We start from the raw sequence: 24,958 nt of genomic DNA, 5'->3' as shown, positions 1-24,958 counted from the left end.
AGTCAATTGCCTGGTTTGTGTCTTATACTCTGTGCAGGACAGAATGAGATCATGGCGCATTTTTGCAATAAGGAGCTTTCTGATGATTAAGCGTTTCCTGGTCGTCTCACTGACTGGCTTAACGCTGGCAGGTTGTGTCAGCAATGACACCCTCTCCGGCGATGTTTACAGTGCCAATGAAGCCAAACAGGTACAAAGCGTTTCCTACGGCACCCTGGTGTCGGTCCGTCCGGTTAAAATTCAGGGCGGTGATGAGAACAACGTGATTGGCGCCATTGGCGGTGCCGTATTAGGTGGGTTCCTGGGTAATACCATCGGTGGCGGCAGCGGCCGTTCACTGGCAACCGCAGGCGGTGCCGTGCTGGGTGGCGTTGCGGGCCAGGGCGTACAGAGTACTCTGAACAAGAGCGACGGTGTAGAGCTGGAAATCCGTAAGGATGACGGTAACACCATCATGGTAGTACAGAAGCAGGCAGCAACCCGCTTCTCTGTCGGCCAGCGTGTCGTCATGGCGTCGAACGGCAGCCAGGTTACCGTATCGCCGCGCTAAGCGAGCAGAAACAAAAAACCGACGCCTGCGCGTCGGTTTTTTTATTTCTCGCGATTTTGTAATTCGAGAATATTTCTCTCCAGCCGGGCAATCAGCGTCACCATCTGATTTACCTCCTCCAGGCTGATACCGTTGAGAATATCGTCGCGGGTGGCATCAATCACACTTTCGACCTGCTCGATAATTGGCTCGGCCTGCCGGGTCAGTTTGATGCGCTTGGCACGGCGATCGTTCGCGCAGGTCGAGCGGGTAATTAACCCCTTCTCTTCCAGCTGATCGAGCGTGCGCACCAGCGAGGGTTGCTCAATACCAATGGCTTTCGCCAGCTGAATCTGCGACTGCTCTGGCGGGAGTTGATGAATATTGTGTAACGTCACCCAATGCGTTTGCGTTAACTCAAGCGGCTTAAGACGCTGGTCAATCAAGGCACGCCAGATGCGCACCAGGCGAGATAAATCCGTTCCGAGTGTCGTATCCATTTCATCTCCTTATAATTAGCTTGCTAGCTATCAAGCCAGATTTTACACTATTCTGCGAGTTTACAGGACAAAATACAAATCCCAGGCCAGCTGACACACGCACTCATCTACGCTTCATTGAGAATGATTCTGGGTTAACTAAGGAAGATGATACGTGTCTGTTTTCCTCTTTACCGCTAACGCCCCGCTTACCGACCTGGTATTTGGTGCCTCCTTGTTCTTCCCACCGCTGTTTAAAGCGGTGCTGCTGGGTTTCTTTTTCTGGCTACTTATCCATCCGTTGCTGCGTGGCTGGATGTACTCCGGTGATATCTGGCATCCCACATTAATGGATCTTTCCCTGTTTGTGCTGTGCGTCACCGCCGCACTTTGGTTATTGAGCCTCGGATAAATCGCCATGAAATTCAATCCCTTTAAATACTTTTCTACTCTGGTCGTGTTTACCCTGGCGCTACTGGCGGGCTGGTGGATGTGGAACTACTACATGCAATCACCGTGGACGCGGGATGGCAAAGTGCGTGCTGAACTGGTGGATATCACCCCGCAGGTCTCTGGCCGCATCATTACGCTTGTGGTACGCGACAATCAGTTTGTGCATAAAGGACAAACCCTGCTAACGATCGATCCGGTGCCGTGGCAAATCGCGCTGGAGAATGCCGAAGCCCAGCTGGCGAAAGCACAGTCGGACCAGGAAAAGGCCCAGCATGAGCTCGCCCGTCGCAGCAATCTGCCGCGTAACGTGATTTCCGCAGAGGATCTCGACGCCGCCCGTCTGACGGCCAACGCCGCCGCTGCCACCACCAAAGCCGCCCAGGCTACGCTTGATCAGGCGCGCTGGAATTTGCAGCAAACCGAAATCAGCGCGCCGACTGATGGCTGGGTCAGCAATCTCACGCTACGCCCCGGTAACTATGCCACCGCCGGAACACCGTTGTTTGCGCTGGTCGATAGCCACTCTTTTTACGTGATGGGCTATTTCGAAGAGACCAAACTACGCCATATTCAGCCAGGTGCCACCGCGAATATCGTGCTGTACAGCAACGGCCAGCGCTTGCAAGGCAAAGTTGAAAGCATTGGCCGTGCCATTTATGACCAGAGTGTCGATAGCGACAGCGGCCTGGTGCCGGATATCAAACCGAATGTCCCCTGGGTGCGGCTGGCACAGCGTGTTCCGGTGCGTATCCAGCTGGATGCTATCCCGGATGATGTCCCGCTGGTGGCGGGCACCACCTGCACCATTTCGATTGTGCGCTGAGGCTGCGGATGAATTTTCAGTGGCTGGCATGGCAAAATCTGCCGTGGATTAAAGCCTCAGGCGGCCAATGGCGCTATGCCTTGCGCAACGCCATCGCGATGTGCCTGGCGCTCTCCGTCGCCTATGCACTGCAACTGGACCAACCCTACTGGGCGATGACCTCGGCGGCAGTGGTCAGCTTTCCCACTGTGGGTGGGGCGATCAGCAAAAGCCTGGGCCGTATCGTCGGCAGTTTGCTCGGTGCCACCGCTGCACTGCTGATTGCCGGACATACGCTGAATGAACCCTGGTTATTTGCCTTTTTTATGGCGGGCTGGCTGGCGCTATGTACCTGGATTGCCAATCACTTTCAAAATAATGTGGCTTATGCCTTCTCGCTGGCCGGTTATACTGCCGCGATCATCGCGTTTAGCAGCGTCAATATTACTGATATCAGCGAGTTATGGACCATTACCCAGGCTCGCGTCTGCGAAGTCATTTCCGGGATTTTGTGTGCCGGGCTGATGATGATGGTGCTGCCCAGCACCTCGGATGGTCACGCGTTAATGGGATCGCTGCGGCAAATGCATGCCCGGTTGCTGGACCATGCAGTGCTGCTGTTACAACAAGGCAGTACCGATAATGTCCGCACTGCCCATGAAAATGTCATCAGCCAGATTCTGACCATGAACCTGCTGCGTATTCAGGCATTCTGGAGCCACTATCGTTTTCGGCGGCAAAATAACGTACTCAACTACGTGCTGCATCAGCAGTTGCGTTTAACCAGCGTGCTTTCCAGTCTGCGCCGGATGCTGCTGAACTGGCCAGACGCGCCGCCACTGTTATTCGACGCCATGCAAAAATTGCTGCACGAACTGGCCCAACCGGAATGTGATAAATACCGGCTGGCGCTGATTCTGCGCAGCATCACCCCCGCCGCAGAGGGCGATTATCGCCAGCGCGCCTTTGTACAGCGTCTGCGCTACTTTGCCTGGGTTTACCTTAACGTGCAGCGCTGGATCAGGCTGATTGAACGTGCCGATGCCGATACGCGCTTTCAACCACCGCGTGTTCCCTCACTGGCGCGGGAAAGCGACAACGCGGAAGCGGGCTGGAGTGCGTTACGCACTTTCAGCGTGATTATGCTGGGTTGTGCATACTGGATCGCGACCCAATGGGATTCCGGCGCAGCAGCGCTGACTCTCACCGCCATCGCCTGCGTGCTGTATTCTTCAGCTCCCTCTCCCACCGGCAGCATCTCTCTGTTGCTGAAAACCCTGCTGTGGTTGTCCGTGTTCAGTTTTGTGTTGCAGTTTGGCTTGATGGTGCAGATCAGCGCGCTGTGGCAGTTTTTGCTGGTGCTGTTCCCGCTGTTGCTGACATTGCAGCTGTTCAAATTGCAGCAGAAAGCGCGCGCCGGGATGTGGGGGCAATTTATTGTCTTCATGGGATCGTTTATTGCCGTCAGTAACCCGCCGGATTGGGATTACCAGAGTTTCCTCAACGATAACCTGGCAAAAGTTTGTGGTGTGATGCTGGCCTGGCTGGCGTTTCAGGTGCTGCGCCCCAGCTCGGATGCGCGTCGCAGTCGGCGTCATATTCGCGCGTTGCGCCATGCCTTCCTCGATCAATTGCGTCGCCACCCTCGTTTAAGCGAGAGCCGCTTCGAATCACAGATTTACCATCATATCAGCCAGTTAAGTAATAGCCGCGATGAACAGGCGCGAATATGGCTGTTGCGCTGGGGCGTGGTGCTGCTCAATTGTACGCATATTGTCTGGCAGTTACGCGAATGGCAGCCCAGCTCTCCCACCCTGGCCCGGATGCGTGACAGCAGTTTGCAGGATTTACAGCGGATTATGAGCCTGCGTGGTGTGCGCCACACCTCTTTGCAGGCGACGCTGGATGAACTGGAGGAAATGATTGCCCATCTCCCGGTCACGCAAGACAGCGAAGCCAATACCCTTGCCGGCATTCTCTGGCGTTTACGCTGTTCGCTGGCGCAACTGAAACAGGCCGTGCCTACTGACAATATTGTTGCTGCTGCCGGTTAAAATCATCCTGCAACTGTTGCAGGGTTTTTCGCCCCTCAAAGCGGGTTTTATCCTGCTCGGACATCGGTTCCAGCACCAGAGCTTTCTCCTCCGGGGAATAGATAAAACGACGCGGCAGATCGGTGCCGGTAAAACTTTTCCCATCGATAGCACCACACACCACCGTCATGGTGTGACGATAAACTTCAGCATGGGTGAAGTTGGTTTCAGTCGCACTGCGCAGCACATTCTGACAGCCTTTCGCTTCCAGCTTCTCCAGCGTTCGCTGTGTCAGCCATTCGCGCCCACGGGCAATCTCCTCGCAGCTGGCGCGTAGCGGATTAACATCGATCGTTCTTTGCAGTTGCCGACTGGCGTCCAGTCGTAATTGCGTATCATTCGGTTGATCACATCCTACCAGCAACGCACATAACAACATGATCCCACACGTTTTCATTCCTGCCCCTGAGCGGTTTTATTCCCTGCCACGTATCATAGGCGGGAAAAATCAGCGGGAACAGTGCAAAAATATCTGAGAAATGTCTGGTTACGCAAATCGGGGCGGCAGCAGGTCGCCGCCCCCGGTTAAATCACACCACAGGCAAAGCGGGCACCGCCGCCGCCCAGTGGTTGCGGGTGATCAGAATGATTGTCACCGCCCACATGCACCATCAGGGCTTTCCCTTTGATTTCATTCAGGGATTTGATACGCGGGGCCAGCACCGGATAATTCGCTTTACCGTCATCGCCGACATATAACGCAGGCAGATCACCCAGGTGGCCTTCGGCATAGGGTCCCAGATGTTTTCCGGTTTTTCCGGGATCAAAATGCCCCCCTGCCGCACCCGCCGCCACCATTTTCCCAGCCGATTCGCCGGGTTCACAGCTGCCGTTGGCATGGACATGGAAGCCATGGATGCCCGCAGGCAGACCACTCAGCGCGGGGGTAAATTGCAGCCCATAAGGGGTTTCGGTGATGGTCACCTTGCCAATCGCCGCGCCAATACCTTGTTCCGTCACTTTGTGCAGCTCGACTTCTTCTGAAGCAGCCTGGGCAACGCCGCTACAGAGCAGCGCCAGAACAGCAATCAGGATTCTGTTCATAACATCTCCTTATGGTGAGTTCCCTGTAAGCCTGGCTGCTTTTTCCCGGTGCTGCTGCATTTTGACGCATTTTTACGCTTCAGGGCACATCGTAGCCCAGTGCAGCCTTACGAATGCGGAACCACTGCTGGCGATCCAGCGTTAACTGACAGCCCGCCACCGCGTCACTGACACGCGCTGTTTTACCCGAACCGATGATCGGCAAGGGGCGGCTGGGCAGTTTCATCACCCAGGCATACACCACCTGTTCAATATTGCTGGCACCGATTTCCTGTTTCACCTGATGCAGTTCATCACGCAGTGGCTGGTAATGCGGGTCGTTAAATAAACGCCCACCGCCGAGACAGGACCAGGCCATCGGGCGCATACGCAATTGCTGGCACTGATCCAGCGAGCCATCCAGTAATGTCGATTGTTCCAGCGGAGAAATTTCCAGCTGGTTGGTCGCCAGGGTAAAAGGCAGACGTGATTGCAGTAGGGTGAACTGGGTCGGGGTGAAATTGGAGACACCGAAATGACGCACTTTTCCACTCTGATGCAATGAGAGGAATGCTTCGGCAACTGCATCTGCATCCATCAGTGGATCGGGGCGATGAATCAACAGCAGGTCGAGATAATCGGTAGCAAAATGGCGCAGCGAATTTTCTGCACTCTGCAAAATATGGCGGGTATCGGTGATGTAATGACCGATCTGGTGCTCCGGTTTAGCGCGCGTCGCGATGCCGCATTTGGTGACGATTTGCAGCTTTTCACGCAAACCCGGCGCCAGTTTCAGCGCTGCACCGAATGCGGCCTCACATTGGTAATCACCATAAATATCCGCGTGGTCAACCGTGGTGATGCCCAGCGCAAGATGATGCTCGATAAACTGCACGCACTGCTGTGGCGTCATGCCCCATTCCATCAGACGCCAGTAACCCATGATCAGCGGTGAAAATAGCGGTCCCTGCGGGGCAATTTGTTGCGGCTGTAACATCATAGCTCTCCGTTAAACGCAAATCCGAATGGATGAATCGGCAGTATAACGGAAAGTCACGCACAGCAACGGTCAGAACAGTGAGGGTTGTTGCGGTTCGTCTGGTTCTTCGGGTTTCTGACTGCGCTGCAGGCGTAACCAGCGCTGACGGCATAAACGCAACACATGGCGCTTTTGCGCATCACTGTATTTCATCCAGTCAAAACGCTCCTCGCGACTGCGCAGACAGCCACGACAATAACCACGAGCATCGCTCTGGCAAATCCCCCGACAGGGGCTGGGGACAGGAAAAAACTCAAGTTGCTCGGCCACATCCACTCCGGTACAGGCAAATTGCAGCATATTGATAACAGCTTAGTGACATTGTGCGCAGAGTAAACGCCAATTGCACGTATTCTGCACAATCAATTTTTCGCCAGCCAGCGAGTTACCGTTACTTACTAATCTGTCCCTGTGGACCCTGGGGGCGTTTAAGTTTGGTTAAGGTTTTCCTCATATTTTGTCTCTACTCTGGCGCGATTCTGTTCCATTGATGAGTTTTCATGAAATTCCCGAATAAGTTACAGTGTCACTCTGGCTGGTTTAATTTCAGCGCCGCGTTTTTCTTTGGTGTTGTGCTAAATGGCCTGTTTTTGCTGCGCGCATGGCAAATTATTCCCTACACACGGCTGCATGATTATCTGTTCGCCGCCAGTATTCCCGTGGTCCTGATCGCCGCGTTCTACTTTATTTTTACCCTGCTCGCCTGGCCGTTTATCCGTAAACCGCTATTGATACTGCTGGTGCTGACCAGCGCCGCCGCTAACTACTTTATGCACAGCTTCGGTACGGTTATCGATACCAACATGATTGAAAACGTGTTTGAGTCGAATGCCCAGGAAGCCGGTGCGCTGATCAGCCGCACATGGGTCATCTGGATGCTGCTGATGGGGATACTGCCTGCGGCGTTTATCACCAGCGTCCGTATCCGCTCAGGACAACGCTGGTGGTGGAGCCTGTTGCAGCGCCTGGCCGGTGCCCTCGGGGCGTTGTTGATAATCCTGCTGATGGCGGTGCTGTTTTATAAAGATTATGCCTCGCTGATCCGCAACAACAAAGGGCTGGTAAAAATGATCACCCCGGCCAATATCGTCAGCGGTACCGGCCATTATGTCGATCAGCGTTGGTTACAGGGCAGTCAGCAACTGGTGAAGATCGGCGAAGATGCCCATAAAGGCCCATTAATCGCCGCCGAACAGAAAAAAACGCTGGTGGTGTTGGTGGTGGGCGAAACCGGTCGCGCTGAAGACTTTTCCCTCGGCGGCTATGCGCGAGAAACCAATCCGCAGCTGAAGCAGCAGCAGGTGATCTACTATCCACAAACCAGCTCCTGCGGCACCGAAACCGCCGTTTCCGTGCCCTGCATGTTCTCGAATATGCCACGTGAGCAGTACGATGCCAATCTGGCCCACCATCAGGAAGGTCTGCTCGATGTGCTGGCCCATGCGGGGGTGAGCGTACTGTGGCGCGAGAATGACGGTGGCTGCAAAGGTGCCTGCGATCGTGTCCCGCATACTGATATGACCCTGTGGAACCTGCCACAATATTGTCATGACGGTTTTTGTCTTGATGATGTTCTGCTGCACAATCTGGACAACTACATTGGCAGCCTGCATAACGACGGCATTATCGTGCTACATCAGATGGGTAGCCACGGCCCGGCTTATTATCAGCGCTATCCGGCTGAATTCCGTCGTTTTACCCCAACCTGTGACAGCAATCAGATCCAGGATTGTGACCACCAGGCGCTGGTGAATACCTATGACAATTCGCTGCTGTACACCGACGATATGCTGAGCCGCACCATTGATAAACTCAAAGGTTTGAGCGATCGCTTCAATGTGGCGATGGTTTATCTTTCTGACCACGGTGAATCGCTGGGTGAACATGGCATGTATCTGCACGGTGCTCCCTATCTGTTTGCCCCCTCACAGCAAACTCATATCCCGTTGCTGATGTGGATGTCGCCGGGCTACGCTGCCACATACCATATTAATCAGGGGTGTTTACGTCAGCAGGCTGCCGATCAGCCGGTGTCACAGGACAATCTGTTTCATACTCTGCTCGGCATGTTTAACATCCAGACCCGCGAATATCAGCCGCAACTGGATATGATCAGATCGTGCCAGGCAGCCAGCTAAAGATTGCATTAGACCGATCGGTCTATTACTCTGCTGTCCATGAACAAGACTCTGCAACGCAACGAAACCCGTGAACATCTGCTCGCTACCGGCGAGCAGCTGTGTTTGCAACGCGGTTTTACCGGGATGGGCCTCAGCGAAATGCTGACGCTGGCGGAAGTGCCGAAAGGCTCGTTTTATCACTACTTCCGCTCGAAAGAAGCCTTCGGTGTGGCCCTGCTGGAGCGCTATTTTGTCCATCATTTGCAGATGATTGAGCAGCAACTCAATCAGCCTGATGCCACAGCACGAGAGCGTTTCCTGCAACACTTTCGTTCGGCGGAACGTTTATTTATCGAACAAGGCCATATCATGGGTTGTCTCGGGGTGAAGCTGTCCGCCGAGGTGTGCGACCTGTCAGAACCGATGCGGGATGCGTTGCAACATGGCGCAACGGCGGTGATTAATGCCTATGCCCGCTGTCTCAATGATGTGGCAGCGGAACAGGCGTTGTTGTATGGGCAAACCCCGCAACAGCTGGCACAACGTTGCTATCTTTTGTGGCTGGGTGCCAGCCTGCAAAGCAAGATCTCACGAGAGCCAGGCCCGATTAGTCTGGCGCTCGAAACCATTGAACAGTGGCTGACCAGCCACTGATTTTAAAAACCGCAGTTTCTAGACGACCGGTCTAATACAGGAGTCATCATGGCGAGTAAACAGCTGTTCTCCCCCCTGAAAGTGGGTGCGATTACCGTGCCTAACCGTGTTTTCATGGCGCCTCTGACGCGTCTGCGCAGCATTGAGCCAGGCGATATCCCCACCCCACTGATGGCCGAGTATTATCAGCAACGCGCCAGCGCCGGGTTGATCATCACGGAAGCGACCCAGATTTCTTTCCAGGCGAAAGGTTATGCCGGTGCGCCGGGGCTGCACACCCAGCAGCAAATCGCCGCGTGGAAAGTCATCAACGAGGCCATTCACGGCGCAGGCGGACACAGCGCGGTGCAACTGTGGCATACCGGGCGTATCTCCCATAATAGCGTGCAGCCAGATGGTCTGCCGCCGGTCGCCCCTTCTGCTCTGGCTGCCGGTACCCGTACCTCACTGCGTCACACCGATGGCACCGTGTACCGGGAAGATACCTCCGTACCGCGTGAACTCAGCGTGGCTGAAATTCAGCAGATCGTGGCGGATTTTGGTCAGGCTGCTGCCAACGCACGCGAAGCAGACTTTGATTTGCTGGAACTGCATTCGGCGCACGGTTATCTGATGCATCAGTTCCTCGCCCCTGGCTCCAACCAGCGTACAGACGAGTATGGCGGTTCGATTGCCAAACGTGGTCGCTTCGCGCTCGAAGTGGTGGATGCGGCGATTGCTAACTGGTCTGCCGATCGCATCGGTATCCGCATTTCACCGATTGGTGCTTTCCAGAATCTGGAAAATGGCGCGGATGAAGAAGCCGCCGCACTGTGGTACATCTCGGAATTAGGCAAACGTAAACTGGCTTATCTGCACCTGTCAGAGCCAGACTGGGCGGGTGGTCAGCCTTATAGCGACGCTTTCCGTGAGAAAGTACGCGCGTTGTTCCCTGGGGTGATCATCGGTGCGGGAGCCTATACCGTTGAAAAAGCGGATGACCTGATTCAGCGTGGCCTGATTGATGCCGTGGCTTTTGGTCGTGATTTTATCGCCAACCCGGATCTGGTGGCTCGCCTGCAACAGGATGCGCCGCTCAATCCGCAGCGTCCGGAAACCTTCTACGGTGGCGGTGCCGAAGGTTATACCGATTACCCGACGTTATAAGAAAGTTTGATTGCCGCACCGGATGTGCGGCAATGCTGTTTCTTCAGAGCGTTAACTCGCTATACTTAGCCTTTGTGCTTGTTAAAAGAGGATGTTATGCGTTTACTTCACACCATGTTACGCGTTGGCGATTTGCAGCGTTCCATCGATTTTTACACACGTGTGCTGGGCATGCGCTTGCTGCGTCAGAGCGAAAACACCGAATATAAGTACACCCTGGCTTTTGTTGGCTATACCGAAGAAAGCGAAGGTGCCGTGATTGAGCTGACCTATAACTGGGGCGTCGAGAGCTATGATCTCGGCAACGCCTACGGACACATTGCTCTGGGCGTCGATGATGTTGCGGCCACCTGTGACCGCATCCGCAATGTCGGTGGTAAAGTGACCCGAGAAGCTGGCCCGGTTAAAGGCGGCACCACGGTGATTGCGTTTGTCGAAGATCCGGATGGCTACAAAATCGAACTGATCGAAAACAAACACGCCGGACACGGCATCGGCAACTAAGCCTGCCTGCCAGCCTGGGTATTTACGGGCTGGCGCTCCTCTCTCCTGCTGCACCCTCCCGCAATTTTTGCCATAATGCGCGCTGCCCCATTTATTGCTATGAGATCCTGATGTCTGAATCGAACGACTTAAACGCTCTCCATCAACGCTTTCGCGGTTTTTATCCCGTGGTGATCGACGTCGAAACGGCCGGTTTTAATGCCAAAACCGATGCCCTGCTGGAAATTGCCGCCACCACACTCAAAATGGATGAAGACGGCTGGTTACATCGCGATGAAACGCTGCATTTTCACGTTGAACCCTTTGAAGGTGCGATTCTTAACCCGGATGCACTGGCGTTTACCGGGATTGATCCCAGCAACCCACTCCGTGGCGCAGTGAGCGAATATGAAGCGCTGCATGCAATTTTTAAGATGGTGCGTAAAGGCACAAAGGACAGTCACTGCAATCGCGCGATTATCGTGGCGCATAACGCCACCTTTGATCATGGCTTTCTTATGGCGGCAGCCGAACGTGCCGGTCTGAAGCGCAACCCATTCCATCCCTTTGCCACTTTTGATACCGCCGCATTAAGCGGCCTGGTGCTGGGTCAGACGGTGCTGGCAAAAGCCTGTAAAGCGGCAGGTATGGATTTCGATAGTACCCAGGCGCATTCTGCCTTGTATGACACTGAACAAACCGCGACGCTGTTTTGCGAGCTGGTCAATCGCTGGAAGCGCCTTGGCGGCTGGCCGGTCGCGTTCAGTGACGATGTATCGGAAGACGATGCAGAATGACCAAAAGAAAGGCCGACGATGCGTCGGCCTTTGCAATTATTCTGCTTCTTTATACTTCTCAGCAGTTTCTTTAATCAGCGGTTGCAGCTCACCACGCTGGAACATCTCCACGATGATGTCGCAACCACCGACCAGCTCGCCATCGACCCACAGCTGAGGGAACGTTGGCCAGTTGGCATATTTCGGCAATTCAGCACGGATATCCGGGTTTTGCAGGATATCAACATACGCGAAGCGCTCACCACAGGCAGACAGAGCCTGCACCGCCTGCGCAGAGAAACCGCAGCTTGGCAGTTTCGGCGAACCTTTCATATACAGCAGGATCGGGTTTTCTGCGATCTGGCGCTGAATTTTTTCAACAGTACTCATTTTTGCCTTCCTTAATTCCTCACTTCGTGTTTGTTTATTGTAGCGACTTCACCCCCGCACTGAAAACGGGATTTTGCTTCTCAGCGACCTTAATCGCCATGTTTGTTAAGTTCCAACGCCACAAATAACATTTTCATATCATTAGCAAGCATGAACCGATTAATAATTGGCAATAATTATGCTGCGTTAACCGGCTGAAATCGCTCATTTTTGCCCCAGATACCATCTGGTAACAGATTAATCGAAAAATGCCTTACCTTTTGGAAAAAAAGTGGATTAGAATCAATCCCGGCGCTGATCATTGATCAGATTTTTCTAACTTGCCGCAGGCTGTTTTATCGCAGACTGCTTAACCTGTAACCGGACTATGCGTTTACTTATTACGCTTTTTATGCTGGCTTTCGCCCAACTGTTTTTTAATGTGGCTTCTGCGTCACCGCATGCGCCCATCAATGCCAGTTTGCATAATGCAGAGAAAAAAAGTGCACGCGAAGATGAGCGCCGTAAACGACGCCCGGTCAAGACCAGCACCAAAAAATCACGCCTTACCAGCAGTGTTCATAAGTTAAGACTGAAGAAACCCACGAAAACCGAAACTGCGCTGCACAAAACCACCCGCAGAAAAACCCTGCTGAAGTCGCCGACCAAAAAATATGGTCATCAGCGCGTGGCGAAAGTCATATCTGAGCAGGATGACGCCAGCGACCTCACCACCATCAGGATGAGCAAATCACACCGTCAGCGCTATCAAAAGGCGCGTGAAACGGCGATGAACAAATTAATGGGTCAGATCGGTAAACCCTACCAGTGGGGCGGTACTTCACCGCATACCGGTTTCGATTGCAGTGGTCTGGTGTGGTATGCCTATAAAGACCTGGTGAAATACAAATTCCCCCGCACCGCTAACGAAATGTATCACCTGCGTGATGCGGCGCCGATTAAACGCGATATGCTGGAGAAAGGAGATTTGGTGTTCTTCCGCATTAACCATCGCGGTACCGCTGACCATGTAGGTGTTTACCTTGGCAACGGCAAGTTTATTCAGTCACCGCGTACCGGTAAAGATATTCAGATTAGCGCATTAGGTGAAGATTACTGGCAGAAGCATTATGTTGGTGCACGCCGCATGATGACACCGAAAACCATTCGCTAAGCGGTCACTGCGCAATAAAAAGCCGGACACTGAAATTTCAGGTCCGGCTTTTTTATTAATGAAGGATCGCGGTGAAGCTGAACACGATGATCATTAACAGCGCGCCAACGGTAGTACCCAGCGCCAGTTTCAGGTCTGTACTCATCACAACTCCTTAGTCACATTAATTGAAGGGTTAATGTAATTTTCGCACAGCCCCTGGCAAAAATCTCGTGTTATCCGCGTCAGCTTGCTAGAATCGCCGCCTTTCGTTGCGCAACAGATTTTGCGCACGCTGTGTTTGTGGCCTGTTAAAGTGATTTAGACTCAGAGTTAACGCCTTTTTCTTCGCCATTTGCCCCAAAATTTGGGGCGCAAAACCATTAGCAGACGCAAACGTTTAACAATATACTTATCAGTAAGTTGCGATAAGCCCGGGAGTACCATTTTCATGGCAACAATTAAAGATGTGGCGAAACGCGCCGGTGTCTCCACCACCACGGTTTCGCATGTCATCAACAAGACGCGTTTTGTCGCGGAAGAGACGCGTAACGCCGTATGGGAAGCGATCAAAGAACTGCACTACTCGCCCAGCGCCGTGGCGCGTAGCCTGAAGGTCAACCACACCAAAACACTGGGATTGCTCGCCACCTCCAGCGAAGCCCCCTATTTCGCGGAAATCATCGAAGCGGTGGAAAACCACTGTTTCGACCGCGGCTACACGCTGATTCTCGGCAATGCGCATAACGATCTGCAAAAGCAGCGTGCTTATCTCTCGATGATGGCGCAAAAGCGCGTCGACGGTTTATTGGTGATGTGTTCCGAATATCCCGACGACCTGCTCACCATGCTGGAAGAGAACCGCAATATCCCGATGGTGGTGATGGACTGGGGCGAGTCTCGCGGTGATTTCACCGATACCGTGCAGGATAACGCGTTCCAGGGCGGCTATCTTGCGGGACGTTACCTGATCGAACGTGGACATCGCGACATTGGTGCCATCCCCGGCCAGATGGAGCGCAATACTGGCGGCGGTCGTCATGCTGGTTTTATGCAGGCACTGCATGAAGCCGGTATTACCGTTCGTCCGGAATGGATTGTGCAGGGCGACTTCGAACCAGAATCCGGTTATCAGGCGATGCAGCAGATTCTCAACCAGAAACAACGTCCGACGGCGGTGTTCTGTGGCGGCGATATCATGGCGATGGGTGCGATTTGTGCCGCCGATGAAATGGGGCTACGTGTGCCACAGGATATTTCGGTGATTGGCTATGACAACGTGCGCAACGCCCGGTATTTCACCCCAGCGCTGACGACCGTTCATCAGCCGAAAGCGCAGCTGGGAGAAAAAGCACTGGAAATGCTGCTCGATCGCATCACCAGTAAACGCGAAGAGCCGCAGACCATCGAAGTGCAGCCAACATTGATTGAACGCCGCTCAGTCGCTGACGGTCCGTTCCGCGATTATCGCCGCTAAGCCACCGTTTCGCTCAACCACTCATGGTTGAGCGTTTCAGCATCGCCCAGATAATCCAGCAACCAGCTTAATGCCGGTGAAGCGCGTTGTTCCGACCAGCTGACACAACAGGGACTCTCCGGGAAAGGCGCAGGCAACGTCAGTTCGGTTAACTCGCCACTATCCAGCAGTGGCCGGGCTAAATGGCCCGGCACCATGCCCACGCACAAACCTGCCCGCAGGCAATCCATCCCGGTTTCCCACTCCGGTACCACCAGACGTCGCTGGTTATCCAGCGTCCAGGTCATCCGCCGCGGCAGCGCCCGCGACGTATCCTCCAGCACCAGCGAAGGCCACGTCCGTAAGGTTTCTTCATCCAGCTGGGTACTTTTTGTCAGGGGATGCCCGGGACTGACCACGCAACGCCAGTTCAGCGCGCCCATATCCTGAAAGGCGAAACGCCCACCGACCGGAATGGCCTGGGTGGCCCCAATCGCCACATCGACCCGTCCATCAGCCAGCGCATCCCAGACCCCGTTGAACACTTCATAGCTGATAATCAGCTCCATATCCGGGAAGTGACGGTAGAAATCCTTTACCAGTTGCCGGGTACGCTGCGGTTTAACGATACAATCAACCGCGATGCTCAACTGACCACGCCAGCCGTTAGCCAGTTGCTGGCACTGGCGTCGGGTTGCCAGCATTTTTTTGATAACACTCCGGCCTTCACGCACGAAATGCTCACCCGCTGCCGTCAATACCACTTCCCGGTGCTGCCTTTCAAACAAAGGCACGGCCAGCCAGGTTTCCAGCTGGCGTACCGTATAGCTGATGGCAGAAGGCACGCGATGCAACTCCTGCGCCGCTGCGCTAAAACTGCCGCTGCGAGCCACCGCATCCACCACTTCAAGCGCGTATTCAGACCACATAATTTTGCCTGCAAAATTTTTGATAGCACCTCGCAAATATTAGCGTTTCACAAAGACTGCCGCACCCTTTTACACTCCCCGGCGTTTAATTTGTCTAATGAGAATCACCATGTTGTCATCAAAAGGATTTTTGCCTTACCTTGCTTTGCTAAGCATGCTGGGCTTTCTTGCTACGGATATGTACCTGCCGGCCTTCGGTGCCATGCAGCAGGATTTTGCCACTGCCCCCGGCACCATCAGCGCCAGCCTGAGCCTGTTCCTCGGTGGATTTGCCTGTGCGCAGGTGTTCTGGGGTCCGTTGTCTGACCGCTTTGGTCGCAAACCCATTCTGCTGGCCGGATTAGTGATCTTCGCGCTGGGCTGTCTCGGCATGTTGTGGGTAACCGATGTGCGACTGATGCTGGCACTGCGTTTTGTCCAGGCGCTGGGTGTTTGCGCGGCGGCTGTCAGCTGGCAGGCGCTGGTGGTTGATCGCTATCCACAGGCGCAGGCGAACAAAGTTTTCGCCACCATTATGCCGCTGGTGGCGTTGTCACCGGCACTGGCCCCGTTGCTGGGAGCCTGGCTGATGGGCCATTTCCACTGGCGTAGCATTTTCCTGCTGCTGACGCTGGTCACGCTGGTGTTGCTGGTCGGTACCCTGCAACTGGCGAACCCCACCCGCACCCAGGCGGCACGCGCGCCACAGCCCGGATGGTTGACGTTACTGGCTTCAAAGGTCTACAGCGGCAATGTGCTGATTTATTCTGCCTGCTCCGCCAGCTTTTTCGCCTGGCTGACCGGTTCGCCTTTCATCCTCGCTGATGCCGGGCTTTCACCCGCCGATATTGGTCTGAGTTATGTACCGCAGACCATCGCCTTCCTCGTAGGTGGCTTTGGTTGCCGTGCCCTGTTGAATCGGTTCCAGAGCAAACAACTGCTGCCATGGTTGCTGGTGATTTACAGCCTGAGCATCGTCAGCCTGTTTGCTGTTGCCCAGCTTGCAACACCTGCGCTCTGGGCGCTGCTGCTGCCGTTCTGTGGCATGGCATTGGCCAATGGTGCTATCTATCCGATCGTGGTCGCCAGCGCACTGCTGCCTTTCCCTCAGGCCACCGGTAAAGCGGCATCCTTACAAAATCTGCTGCAGCTGGGATTGTGTTTTATCGCCAGCCTGCTGGTTTCCGCTGGCTTACAACAGGCATTGCACAGTACCAGCCTGGTCATGCTCGCGACTGTGGCGCTTGCCTGGGCTGGTTTCGGCTGGCAGCGTGCCGCTGTGGCAAACGCACAAAGTGATGTTGCTCACAACTCCCGTCCCTGCGAAGATAATCGCTAACGCAACGGCCTTAGTTAGCAAACTAACGATAAGTCGTTGAATATTGACCCACGGAAGCATATACTGCGTGGGTCAGCATTTCTGTAACAAATCAATAACATAATTGTATTAATATTTAGCGACTCTGTCGCTGGGATGGTGTCTGCACGATGTTCTCCCCTGTGTTGTGCCAGACATTTCTATTCAGATTCATACCTCTGTAAAACGTCGGATATCTGGCGCACGGATTTTCCGTGAGTTCTCTCACAAGCCTGGAGAAATTGACTATTCTTTTCTCAGGTTGAAATCGGAAAGGTGATGGAGAAGCTATGAGTTCATCGTGTATAGAAGAAGTGAGCCTTGAAGAAAACCACTGGTTTCGTATCGCCCATGAATTACTGGAACGGGCCGATATTGCCATAAATGGTACTCGCCCCTGGGATATTCAGGTTAAGCATCCGGATTTTTTTAAACGGGTCCTGCAGGAAGGGTCGCTGGGCCTCGGTGAAAGTTACATGGACGGCTGGTGGGAATGTGAAAACCTCGACATGTTCTTTCATCGCGTACTGAAACACCATCTGGATCAGCAATTACCGCATCATTTTAAAGATACACTGCGAATCGCTGCGGCGCGTTTGACCAATCTGCAATCGAGAAAACGTGCCTGGATTGTGGGTAAAGAACATTACGATCTCGGTAATGACCTGTTTTCACTGATGCTCGATCCTTTTATGCAGTATTCCTGCGGTTACTGGAAGGATGCGGAAACACTGGAACAGGCACAGCAGGCCAAACTCGATATGATTTGCCGCAAACTGCAACTCGAACCCGGCATGTCATTGCTGGATATTGGTTGTGGCTGGGGTGGACTGGCTGAATTTGCCGCCCGCAATTACGGTGTTAAAGTGCATGGCGTGACCATTTCGGCTGAACAGCAGAAAATGGCGCAGGAGCGTTGTGCCGGTCTGGATGTCACCATTCTGTTGCAGGATTATCGTGACCTGAATCTGCAATTTGATCGCATCGTTTCTGTTGGCATGTTCGAGCACGTTGGCCCGAAAAACTACGCAACCTATTTTGAAGTGGCCGACCGTAATCTGAAGCCGGACGGTATTTTCCTGCTACATACCATCGGGTCAGTTAAAACCGATATGAATGTGGATCCCTGGATCGACAAATATATCTTCCCGAATGGCTGTCTGCCTTCCGTACGCCAGATTGCCGATGCCAGCGAGTCCCATTTTGTAATGGAAGACTGGCATAATTTTGGCGCGGATTATGACACCACGCTGATGGCCTGGCATGAACGTTTCCTCGAAGCCTGGCCGCAGCTGGCAGAAAAATATGGCGATCGCTTTAAACGCATGTTCAGTTATTATCTCTGCGCTTGTGCCGGAGCATTCCGGGCGCGTGATATTCAGTTGTGGCAGGTGGTATTTAGCCGTGGCGCTGAAGGCGGTTTGCGTGTCGCACGCTAAGTAACAGAAAGGCGCCAAATGGCGCCTTATTGATTGCGGGTTTATTCGCTTTCGTCAGACGTCTGCTGCGCCAGTACAGCGGCTTCACGCTGTGCCAGGACGCGCTCAACGGTTTCGACAATCGCCTGGGTATGCGGGTCGATCTCGATATTCACTTTATGTCCCAGCTTTTTCGCTCCGAGTGTGGTGCGCTCCAGCGTTTCCGGGATCAGATGCACGCAGAATTTACTCTTCGTCACGTCGCCCACGGTCAGGCTGATGCCGTCAATACCGACAAAACCTTTGTGCAGAATATATTTGATCTGCGACGGGTCCTGTAATTTAAACCATACCTCACGGTTGTTTTCCGACTGAATAATTTTGCAGATCTCTGCGGTGGTCATAATATGGCCGGACATTAAATGACCGCCAATTTCATCACTGAATTTCGCCGCACGTTCAATATTGACCAGATCGCCCACCTGCAATTCACCCAGGTTGGTAATACGCAAGGTTTCTTTGATTAAGTCAAAGCTCACCCGGTCGCCGTCAATCTCCGTCACCGTCAGACAGCAACCGTTGTTAGCAACCGAAGCCCCCAGCGCCAGCCCCGGCAGTAACTCTTCCGGCAATTTTACGATGTGAGTGCGAAACAGCTCTTTTTCTTCAATAGCAACAATTTCTGCCTTACCCTGCACAATTCCAGTAAACATAATCTCAGCCTCTGCGAAGTTTGCCGTAGTTTATCACAGCTGACCCGCTCGGGTTTAATTTGCCGGTGCGCAAAATTTACACGCTTGTTTTAACAAATTGCGAACAATGTTTGGCGGATACGCAAGCGACCGTTACACTAAGCCGCGTATTCTTTGGGGATGTCTCCCCGCTCTCCTTTTTATTTTAAATGCAGGTGATACGTGCAGAAGTATTTAACAGAAGCGCGTCAATTGCTGGCCCTTGCGATCCCGGTCATCCTTGCTCAGGTTGCCCAGACTTCGATGGGGTTTGTGGATACCATTATGGCCGGTTCGGTAAGCGCCACGGATATGGCTGCCGTTGCGGTCGGCACCTCTATCTGGCTTCCCGCCATTCTGTTTGGTCATGGTTTGCTACTGGCATTGACGCCCACCGTTGCGCAACTCAACGGTTCAGGACGCCGCGAGCGCATTGCTGAACAGGTTCGTCAGGGCTACTGGCTGGCGCTGTTCGTGGCGGTGTTGATTATGCTGGTGCTGTGGAACGCCGGATATCTGATCCGCTCCATGCATGATATCGATCCATTTCTGGCCGCCAAAGCTGAGGGTTATCTCCATGCCCTGCTGTTCGGTGCACCGGGTTATCTGTTCTTCCAGGTGGCGCGTAACCAATGTGAAGGGTTATCAAAAACCAAACCCGGCATGGTGCTCGGCTTCCTCGGTTTGCTGACTAACATTCCGCTGAACTATGTGTTCATCTACGGACATTTTGGTATGCCTGCGCTGGGTGGTGTCGGCTGCGGTGTGGCAACGGCATCAGTGTATTGGGTGATGTTTCTGGTGATGCGCTTCTGGCTGAAGCGGATGGGCAGTATGCGCGATATTCGCATGGCAACCGGCTGGTCAGCACCTTCGCGGACGATTCTGTCTCGTCTGTTTACCCTCGGCCTGCCAGTGGCGCTGGCGCTGTTCTTTGAAGTGACCTTGTTTGCCGTGGTGGCGTTGATGGTGTCGCCACTGGGTATCGTTAAGGTCGCCGGGCACCAGATTGCGCTGAACTTCAGTTCACTGATGTTCGTACTGCCGTTGTCACTCGGTGTGGCAACGACGATTCGCGTGGGCTACCGGCTGGGACAGGGTTCGCCAGAACAGGCACGGGTGGCGGCATGGACCGCGCAAGGCGTCGGCATCAGTATGGCCGCCATCACCGCGCTGTTTACCGTCACTTTCCGCCATCATATCGCCGCGTTGTACACCGCCAACCCGGAAGTCATCACGCTGGCGGCGCAACTGATGCTGCTGGCAGCGATTTACCAGTTCTCGGATTCGATTCAGGTGATTGGTAGCGGTATTTTGCGTGGCTACAAAGATACGCGTTCGATCTTCTTTATCACCCTGATTGCTTACTGGGTACTGGGCCTGCCGGTTGGCTATATCCTGGCGCTGACAGATTGGGTCGTGCCCCGACTCGGCCCGGCCGGTTTCTGGTGTGGCTTTATCGTCGGGTTAACCTCGGCGGCGATCATGATGATTTGGCGCATTCGTCGTTTGCAACGTCTGCCTGCCCAGGTGATTCTGACACGCGCCGCCCGCTAAGTGGCTGAGCGGGCCGTAAAAGGCCCGCAACGCCTAAAAAAACGACGCATAGCACAGATGCTGGTCAGTCATGATGAAAAATCACTTTTTCCCCTTGCCAGCTTACCAGCGTGCCGTTAATATTCGTCCCCGCTGTCGCCCTGACAGCGTGTTGCGCTCTTAGCTCAGTTGGTTAGAGCACCACCTTGACATGGTGGGGGTCGATGGTTCGAGTCCATTAGAGCGCACCAAGTGCGTCCGTAGCTCAGTTGGTTAGAGCACCACCTTGACATGGTGGGGGTCGGTGGTTCGAGTCCACTCGGACGCACCATTTCTTCATCCTAAATAATTAGGGTTGCAGGAAGGCAGCAAGCGAATAAATTCCCAAGCGCTGACAACAGTAAGTGACTGGGGTGAATAAGTGCCGCTAACGCAGCTGCAACCTGAAATATGACGGATAAAATGCGTTCTTAGCTCAGTTGGTTAGAGCACCACCTTGACATGGTGGGGGTCGATGGTTCGAGTCCATTAGAACGCACCACTCTTTTCACTCTCCCGTTGCGCAACACTCTGTTCCTTGATCTGCATCGTTTTATGTTACCGCTTTCATATTGGTTTTCGCGTACTTAGCGTCTATACTATGCCGCGTTGTCTCACTTGAAAGGTTTCAGCGCTAACGTGTTTATTGCGAGAACTCAAATTATTTGCGCAACACCGCCTGGCCGGTTCCCTCGCGTACCGCACAACTTCCCTGCACGCTTAGCCATCGTCTCCTATTCTTACTCTGTATTACCCTTATCAACACCAAACAAATTTCCACTTCGATGCCTGCGCATCGAATCCCAACCTTTATCATCCATCACAACTTACAGATAAGCTGACATGAAAAAGACCAAGATCGTTTGTACTATCGGTCCGAAAACCGAATCGGAAGAGATGCTGACTCAATTGCTGGAAGCAGGCATGAATGTCATGCGCCTGAACTTCTCACACGGGGATTACGCCGAGCATGGTCAGCGCATTAAAAACATGCGTGCCGTCATCGAAAAAACCGGTCGTCAGGCGGCGATTCTGCTGGACACCAAAGGTCCGGAAATCCGCACCATGAAACTGGAAGGCGGCAACGACGCGTCTCTGAAAGCCGGACAGACCTTCACCTTCACCACCGATCAGTCAGTTATTGGTAACAGTGACCGCGTCGCGGTGACCTATGCCGGATTTACTGAAGATCTGAAGATTGGCAACACCGTGCTGGTGGATGATGGCCTGATTGGCATGGAAGTGATTGAAGTCACTGAAAACGCCGTAGTGTGTAAAGTGCTGAACAACGGTGACCTCGGCGAAAACAAAGGCGTTAACCTGCCAGGTGTCTCCATTCAGCTGCCTGCGCTGGCTGAAAAAGACAAACGCGATCTGATTTTTGGTTGTGAACAGGGTGTCGATTTCGTCGCGGCCTCTTTCATCCGTAAACGTTCTGACGTGCTGGAAATCCGTGAACACCTGAAACAGCACGGTGGCGAGCACATCCAGATCATCTCCAAAATCGAAAACCAGGAAGGCCTGAACAACTTCGATGAAATTCTCGAAGCCTCAGACGGCATCATGGTCGCCCGTGGTGACCTGGGTGTGGAAATCCCGGTTGAAGAAGTGATCTTCGCGCAGAAGATGATGATCAAGAAGTGCAACAAAGCACGCAAAGTGGTGATTACCGCGACCCAGATGCTTGATTCTATGATCAAAAACCCACGTCCGACCCGTGCTGAAGCCGGTGACGTAGCAAACGCCATTCTCGATGGTACCGATGCAGTGATGCTGTCTGGCGAAAGCGCCAAAGGTAAGTATCCGCTGGAATCAGTGACTATCATGGCGACCATCTGTGAACGCACTGACCGCGTCATGAAATCACGCATTGATTCACTGCAGGACTCACGCAAACTGCGTATCACGGAAGCGGTATGCCGTGGTGCTGTTGAGACAGCCGAGAAGCTGGAAGCCCCGCTGATTGTGGTAGCGACCGAAGGCGGTAAATCAGCCAAAGCCATCAGAAAATACTTCCCGGATGCGACCATCCTGGCATTGACCACCAATGCGACCACCGCACGCCAGCTGATTCTGAGCAAAGGTGTGGAAACCCGTCTGGTTAACGAGATTGCCTCAACTGATGATTTCTACCGTATTGGTAAAGAAATGGCGCTGGAAAGCGGTTATGGGCAAAAAGGCGACGTGGTGGTGATGGTATCCGGTGCACTGGTGCCAAGTGGAACCACCAATACATCGTCTGTACACGTACTCTGATTTTTAATTCAATGTTTATTAAAAAGCGCCCTTATCGGGCGCTTTTTTTATTCTGTGGCTAATACAGATACTGGAAATTGCCAATCGATAATAACTATTCAAAAAGCCAGAAAATTAAGGTTAATCCGATTAAATCCCTCTGTTTTAGCTAAATATTTTTATCATCTTCTGCGAAACGATGCTTCTTTGAGCGAACGATCAAGTTTAAGCATGTTCTCATCAAAAATTTATTCTCAACTCAAAAAGCTTTGTGTAATACTTGTAACGCTACATGGAGATTAACTCAATCTAGAGGGTATAAATAATGAATCGTACTAAACTGGTACTGGGCGCGGTAATCCTGGGTTCAACTCTGCTGGCTGGTTGCTCAAGCAACGCTAAAATCGACCAGCTGTCTTCAGACGTTCAGACTCTGAACGCTAAAGTTGACCAGCTGAGCAACGACGTGAACGCAATCCGTTCTGACGTTCAGGCTGCTAAAGATGACGCAGCTCGTGCTAACCAGCGTCTGGACAACCAGGCTCACTCTTACCGTAAGTAAGAGTTCTGGTACTAAAAATGGCGCCATTAAGGCGCCATTTTTTTTGTCCTGATTTAGCCAGAATTCAGGGCTTCGCGACAGGTGTCCCCATCGCTTCACTGATGGTTGCACGCGTGGCCTCACTCCCCTGCTGAGATTGCACCACCTGCGGCATCGCCGTATCTGCTGTAACCGGCTCTCCACTGCTCACCAGCACCGGCATTCCCGAACGTCTCTCCAGCGCAGCCTTAATCAGCGCAGTATCGCTTTGCGGGCTATTGAGGAAGTTTTTCATTGCCGCCGTTAACGCAATCGGCATGGTTTGTGGATCATCTTTATCGGTGTGCGATAACGGCTGATGCACTTCGATAAAACGCTTCCCGTCCGGCTCTATCGCATACTTCACCGGCTGATTGATCACCTGCACACGCGTGCCTTTCGGCACACCGGCAAACAACGCTTCGATATCTTCCGGACGCAGGCGAATACAGCCTGAACTGACACGCATACCGATGCCAAAATCGGCGTTGGTACCGTGAATCAGATACTGGCCAGAACCGTGCGCCAGGCGCATGGCAAACAGCCCCATGGGGTTATCTGGCCCGGCAGGCACCACACCCGGTAGGGTAATGCCCTCTTTCGCGTAGCGCTTGCGGATATTCGGCGTAGGCGTCCAGGTCGGATTGGTGATTTTCTGGCCGATACTGGTCACCATAATCGGTGTCGCTGCCCCCAGCTGGCCGATGCCGATGGGATAGACAATCACCCGATCTTCCCCTTTGGGGTAGTAATACAGGCGCAGTTCAGCGAGGTTAATCACGATGCCTTCATGCGGCGTATCCGGCAACAACATCTGCAACGGCACCGTCAGCTGCGTACCGGCTTTGGGTAGCCAGGGATCAACCCCGGGGTTGGCTTCCAGCATGCCGAGCAAACCTATCTTATAATGCTTTGCAATGCTTTCCAGCGGGCGTTTGTCATCAGGTACAGTCGTAAGGGTGTTTTCGCCAATTAAACGGCTGTTAGCGGCGGGCAGAGGGTATTCCGTGGCAAGCGCAGGTGCAGACAGTCCGCAGCAGGACAACAGCAATGCACCGGCTAAACGTAAAGCTGGTCTCATGCAATTTTCTCTTTGTCGGAAGAAACAGACCCCGGTCAGATTGGCCGGGGTCTGGAGAGTGTATCTTAGCTGAGGGACTGTGCGTTATGACGGATCGCGCGGATCATCGCTTCAAGCCCCTGCGAACGCGAAGGGGTGAGGTGTTGGGTGAGCGCAAGTTGTTCAAACCAGTAGCGCACATCCAGGTCCAGAATTTCCGGCGCTTTCAGCCCCTGATACAGGCTAAATACCACGGCAATCAAACCCTTAACAATGGCAGCATCGCTGTCACCGGCGAAGGCAATAGTCCCATCTGATTGTGGAGTCATGGTGATCCACACCTGGCTCTGACAGCCAGAAATCACGTTTTCCGGCTGATATAAGCTTTCAGACGATTCTGGTAATTTTGCCCCGAGTTCAATGATGTAGAGGTACTTCTCTTCCCAGTTAGCGCAACGGTTAAAGTTGCGCACCAGTTTCTCTTTGTCTGGCAAATTTGCCATTGGTGACTCCTGAAAT

The 24,958-nt window shown here is 53.3% G+C and carries 27 protein-coding genes and 3 tRNA genes; 19 read left to right on the top strand and 11 right to left on the bottom strand.

The genetic code is table 11. The annotated features are described in order from the left end of the window. Positions 1-82 precede the first annotated feature (82 nt). On the top strand, positions 83-550 hold the full coding sequence (slyB, locus tag AC6I8X_RS08915) for an outer membrane lipoprotein SlyB (RefSeq protein WP_084874340.1): 468 nt from the start codon (positions 83-85) through the stop codon (positions 548-550). A gap of 41 nt (positions 551-591) precedes the next feature. Here slyB and slyA read toward each other — a convergent pair whose 3' ends face one another. Continuing rightward, positions 592-1,029 (bottom strand): transcriptional regulator SlyA, encoded by a 438-nt coding sequence (gene slyA / locus AC6I8X_RS08910; RefSeq protein ID WP_299452566.1) that lies wholly within the window; start codon positions 1,027-1,029, stop codon positions 592-594. 154 nt (positions 1,030-1,183) lie between these two features. On the opposite strand from slyA, the gene AC6I8X_RS08905 reads away from it, so the two are divergent. The 3 genes from AC6I8X_RS08905 to AC6I8X_RS08895 are packed head-to-tail and all read left to right on the top strand — an operon-like array spanning position 1,184 to position 4,317. Further along, positions 1,184-1,420 (top strand): DUF1656 domain-containing protein, encoded by a 237-nt coding sequence (locus AC6I8X_RS08905; RefSeq protein WP_208714832.1) that lies wholly within the window; start codon positions 1,184-1,186, stop codon positions 1,418-1,420. Positions 1,421-1,426: 6 nt separating this feature from the next. Continuing rightward, positions 1,427-2,284: an efflux RND transporter periplasmic adaptor subunit gene (locus AC6I8X_RS08900; RefSeq protein WP_313686583.1), complete on the top strand. Its 858-nt coding sequence runs from the start codon at positions 1,427-1,429 to the stop codon at positions 2,282-2,284. A gap of 8 nt (positions 2,285-2,292) precedes the next feature. Next, on the top strand, positions 2,293-4,317 hold the full coding sequence (locus AC6I8X_RS08895; RefSeq protein WP_313686580.1) for an FUSC family protein: 2,025 nt from the start codon (positions 2,293-2,295) through the stop codon (positions 4,315-4,317). Here AC6I8X_RS08895 and AC6I8X_RS08890 read toward each other — a convergent pair. The 4 genes from AC6I8X_RS08890 to AC6I8X_RS08875 all read right to left on the bottom strand — a co-directional run bounded on the left by AC6I8X_RS08890 (position 4,286) and on the right by AC6I8X_RS08875 (position 6,688). Next, positions 4,286-4,753 (bottom strand): hypothetical protein, encoded by a 468-nt coding sequence (locus AC6I8X_RS08890; protein WP_313686578.1) that lies wholly within the window; start codon positions 4,751-4,753, stop codon positions 4,286-4,288. The two genes, AC6I8X_RS08895 and AC6I8X_RS08890, sit on opposite strands and share 32 nt — an antisense overlap. A gap of 128 nt (positions 4,754-4,881) precedes the next feature. Next, complete coding sequence (gene sodC / locus AC6I8X_RS08885) at positions 4,882-5,400, bottom strand: superoxide dismutase [Cu-Zn] SodC (RefSeq protein ID WP_497840918.1); 519 nt, start codon at positions 5,398-5,400, stop codon at positions 4,882-4,884. A 79-nt stretch (positions 5,401-5,479) separates the two neighbouring features. Further along, positions 5,480-6,376, bottom strand: a complete 897-nt coding sequence (locus AC6I8X_RS08880; protein WP_497841024.1) for an aldo/keto reductase — start codon at positions 6,374-6,376, stop codon at positions 5,480-5,482. Between the two features lie 72 nt (positions 6,377-6,448). Beyond that, positions 6,449-6,688 (bottom strand): DUF1289 domain-containing protein, encoded by a 240-nt coding sequence (locus AC6I8X_RS08875; protein ID WP_084878433.1) that lies wholly within the window; start codon positions 6,686-6,688, stop codon positions 6,449-6,451. Between the two features lie 230 nt (positions 6,689-6,918). Between AC6I8X_RS08875 and eptA the strand changes: the two genes are divergently transcribed. The 5 genes from eptA to rnt all read left to right on the top strand — a co-directional run bounded on the left by eptA (position 6,919) and on the right by rnt (position 11,618). After that, positions 6,919-8,556 carry a phosphoethanolamine transferase EptA gene (gene eptA, locus AC6I8X_RS08870; RefSeq protein ID WP_497840917.1) on the top strand — a complete coding sequence of 546 codons (1,638 nt, stop codon included), beginning with the start codon at positions 6,919-6,921 and terminating at the stop codon, positions 8,554-8,556. Between the two features lie 39 nt (positions 8,557-8,595). Next, entirely contained in the window at positions 8,596-9,192 is a 597-nt protein-coding gene (locus AC6I8X_RS08865) for a TetR/AcrR family transcriptional regulator (RefSeq protein ID WP_313686571.1), read from the top strand. 48 nt (positions 9,193-9,240) lie between these two features. Beyond that, the gene (locus tag AC6I8X_RS08860; protein WP_313686569.1) at positions 9,241-10,338 is read left to right on the top strand and encodes an alkene reductase; all 1,098 of its coding nucleotides are present in this window, start codon (positions 9,241-9,243) and stop codon (positions 10,336-10,338) included. Positions 10,339-10,434: 96 nt separating this feature from the next. Next, positions 10,435-10,842, top strand: a complete 408-nt coding sequence (gloA, locus tag AC6I8X_RS08855) for a lactoylglutathione lyase (protein WP_299452548.1) — start codon at positions 10,435-10,437, stop codon at positions 10,840-10,842. A 110-nt stretch (positions 10,843-10,952) separates the two neighbouring features. Beyond that, positions 10,953-11,618, top strand: coding sequence for a ribonuclease T (gene rnt, locus AC6I8X_RS08850; protein WP_299452546.1), 666 nt, complete (start codon positions 10,953-10,955; stop codon positions 11,616-11,618). 36 nt (positions 11,619-11,654) lie between these two features. On the opposite strand, the gene AC6I8X_RS08845 is transcribed toward rnt, so the two are convergent. Beyond that, entirely contained in the window at positions 11,655-11,987 is a 333-nt protein-coding gene (locus tag AC6I8X_RS08845; protein WP_021185244.1) for a Grx4 family monothiol glutaredoxin, read from the bottom strand. Between the two features lie 367 nt (positions 11,988-12,354). On the opposite strand from AC6I8X_RS08845, the gene AC6I8X_RS08840 reads away from it, so the two are divergent. Next, on the top strand, positions 12,355-13,140 hold the full coding sequence (locus AC6I8X_RS08840) for a C40 family peptidase (RefSeq protein ID WP_497840916.1): 786 nt from the start codon (positions 12,355-12,357) through the stop codon (positions 13,138-13,140). 55 nt (positions 13,141-13,195) lie between these two features. On the opposite strand, the gene cydH is transcribed toward AC6I8X_RS08840, so the two are convergent. Further along, positions 13,196-13,285 carry a cytochrome bd-I oxidase subunit CydH gene (cydH, locus tag AC6I8X_RS08835; protein ID WP_139810913.1) on the bottom strand — a complete coding sequence of 30 codons (90 nt, stop codon included), beginning with the start codon at positions 13,283-13,285 and terminating at the stop codon, positions 13,196-13,198. A gap of 285 nt (positions 13,286-13,570) precedes the next feature. Between cydH and purR the strand changes: the two genes are divergently transcribed. Beyond that, positions 13,571-14,596, top strand: coding sequence for an HTH-type transcriptional repressor PurR (purR, locus tag AC6I8X_RS08830; protein WP_084874071.1), 1,026 nt, complete (start codon positions 13,571-13,573; stop codon positions 14,594-14,596). Here purR and punR read toward each other — a convergent pair. Further along, entirely contained in the window at positions 14,593-15,504 is a 912-nt protein-coding gene (gene punR / locus AC6I8X_RS08825; protein WP_313689169.1) for a DNA-binding transcriptional activator PunR, read from the bottom strand. The two genes, purR and punR, sit on opposite strands and share 4 nt — an antisense overlap. 109 nt (positions 15,505-15,613) lie before the next feature. On the opposite strand from punR, the gene punC reads away from it, so the two are divergent. Next, a complete protein-coding gene (gene punC / locus AC6I8X_RS08820) occupies positions 15,614-16,822 on the top strand; it encodes a purine nucleoside transporter PunC (RefSeq protein WP_497840915.1) in 1,209 nt (402 codons plus the stop codon). 308 nt (positions 16,823-17,130) lie between these two features. Continuing rightward, a complete protein-coding gene (cfa, locus tag AC6I8X_RS08815; RefSeq protein WP_299452534.1) occupies positions 17,131-18,279 on the top strand; it encodes a cyclopropane fatty acyl phospholipid synthase in 1,149 nt (382 codons plus the stop codon). Positions 18,280-18,320: 41 nt separating this feature from the next. On the opposite strand, the gene AC6I8X_RS08810 is transcribed toward cfa, so the two are convergent. After that, positions 18,321-18,971: a riboflavin synthase subunit alpha gene (locus AC6I8X_RS08810; protein ID WP_497840914.1), complete on the bottom strand. Its 651-nt coding sequence runs from the start codon at positions 18,969-18,971 to the stop codon at positions 18,321-18,323. 201 nt (positions 18,972-19,172) lie between these two features. On the opposite strand from AC6I8X_RS08810, the gene AC6I8X_RS08805 reads away from it, so the two are divergent. The 6 genes from AC6I8X_RS08805 (at position 19,173) to AC6I8X_RS08780 (ending at position 23,361) form a co-directional block, all read left to right on the top strand. Then, entirely contained in the window at positions 19,173-20,546 is a 1,374-nt protein-coding gene (locus tag AC6I8X_RS08805; RefSeq protein ID WP_497840913.1) for an MATE family efflux transporter, read from the top strand. 153 nt (positions 20,547-20,699) lie between these two features. Then, positions 20,700-20,776: transfer RNA gene (locus AC6I8X_RS08800), tRNA-Val, on the top strand. Between the two features lie 3 nt (positions 20,777-20,779). After that, positions 20,780-20,856, top strand: a tRNA-Val gene (locus AC6I8X_RS08795). 133 nt (positions 20,857-20,989) lie between these two features. Further along, positions 20,990-21,066, top strand: a tRNA-Val gene (locus tag AC6I8X_RS08790). A gap of 341 nt (positions 21,067-21,407) precedes the next feature. Continuing rightward, positions 21,408-22,820, top strand: coding sequence for a pyruvate kinase PykF (gene pykF, locus AC6I8X_RS08785; protein WP_497840912.1), 1,413 nt, complete (start codon positions 21,408-21,410; stop codon positions 22,818-22,820). Positions 22,821-23,124: 304 nt separating this feature from the next. Continuing rightward, positions 23,125-23,361, top strand: a complete 237-nt coding sequence (locus AC6I8X_RS08780; protein ID WP_007374746.1) for a major outer membrane lipoprotein — start codon at positions 23,125-23,127, stop codon at positions 23,359-23,361. Between the two features lie 64 nt (positions 23,362-23,425). Here the strand turns inward: AC6I8X_RS08780 and AC6I8X_RS08775 are convergent, their stop codons facing one another. Both AC6I8X_RS08775 and sufE read right to left on the bottom strand, forming a co-directional pair. Then, entirely contained in the window at positions 23,426-24,460 is a 1,035-nt protein-coding gene (locus AC6I8X_RS08775; RefSeq protein WP_497840911.1) for a L,D-transpeptidase family protein, read from the bottom strand. A 65-nt stretch (positions 24,461-24,525) separates the two neighbouring features. Then, positions 24,526-24,942, bottom strand: a complete 417-nt coding sequence (sufE, locus tag AC6I8X_RS08770; RefSeq protein ID WP_299452521.1) for a cysteine desulfuration protein SufE — start codon at positions 24,940-24,942, stop codon at positions 24,526-24,528. Positions 24,943-24,958: the final 16 nt, after the last annotated feature.

The organism is Pantoea sp. X-Soil-TKNS-1280, assembly GCF_059730475.1.
Note: the sequence above shows the minus strand (reverse complement) of the source record. Positions and strands in the feature narration are given on the sequence as shown.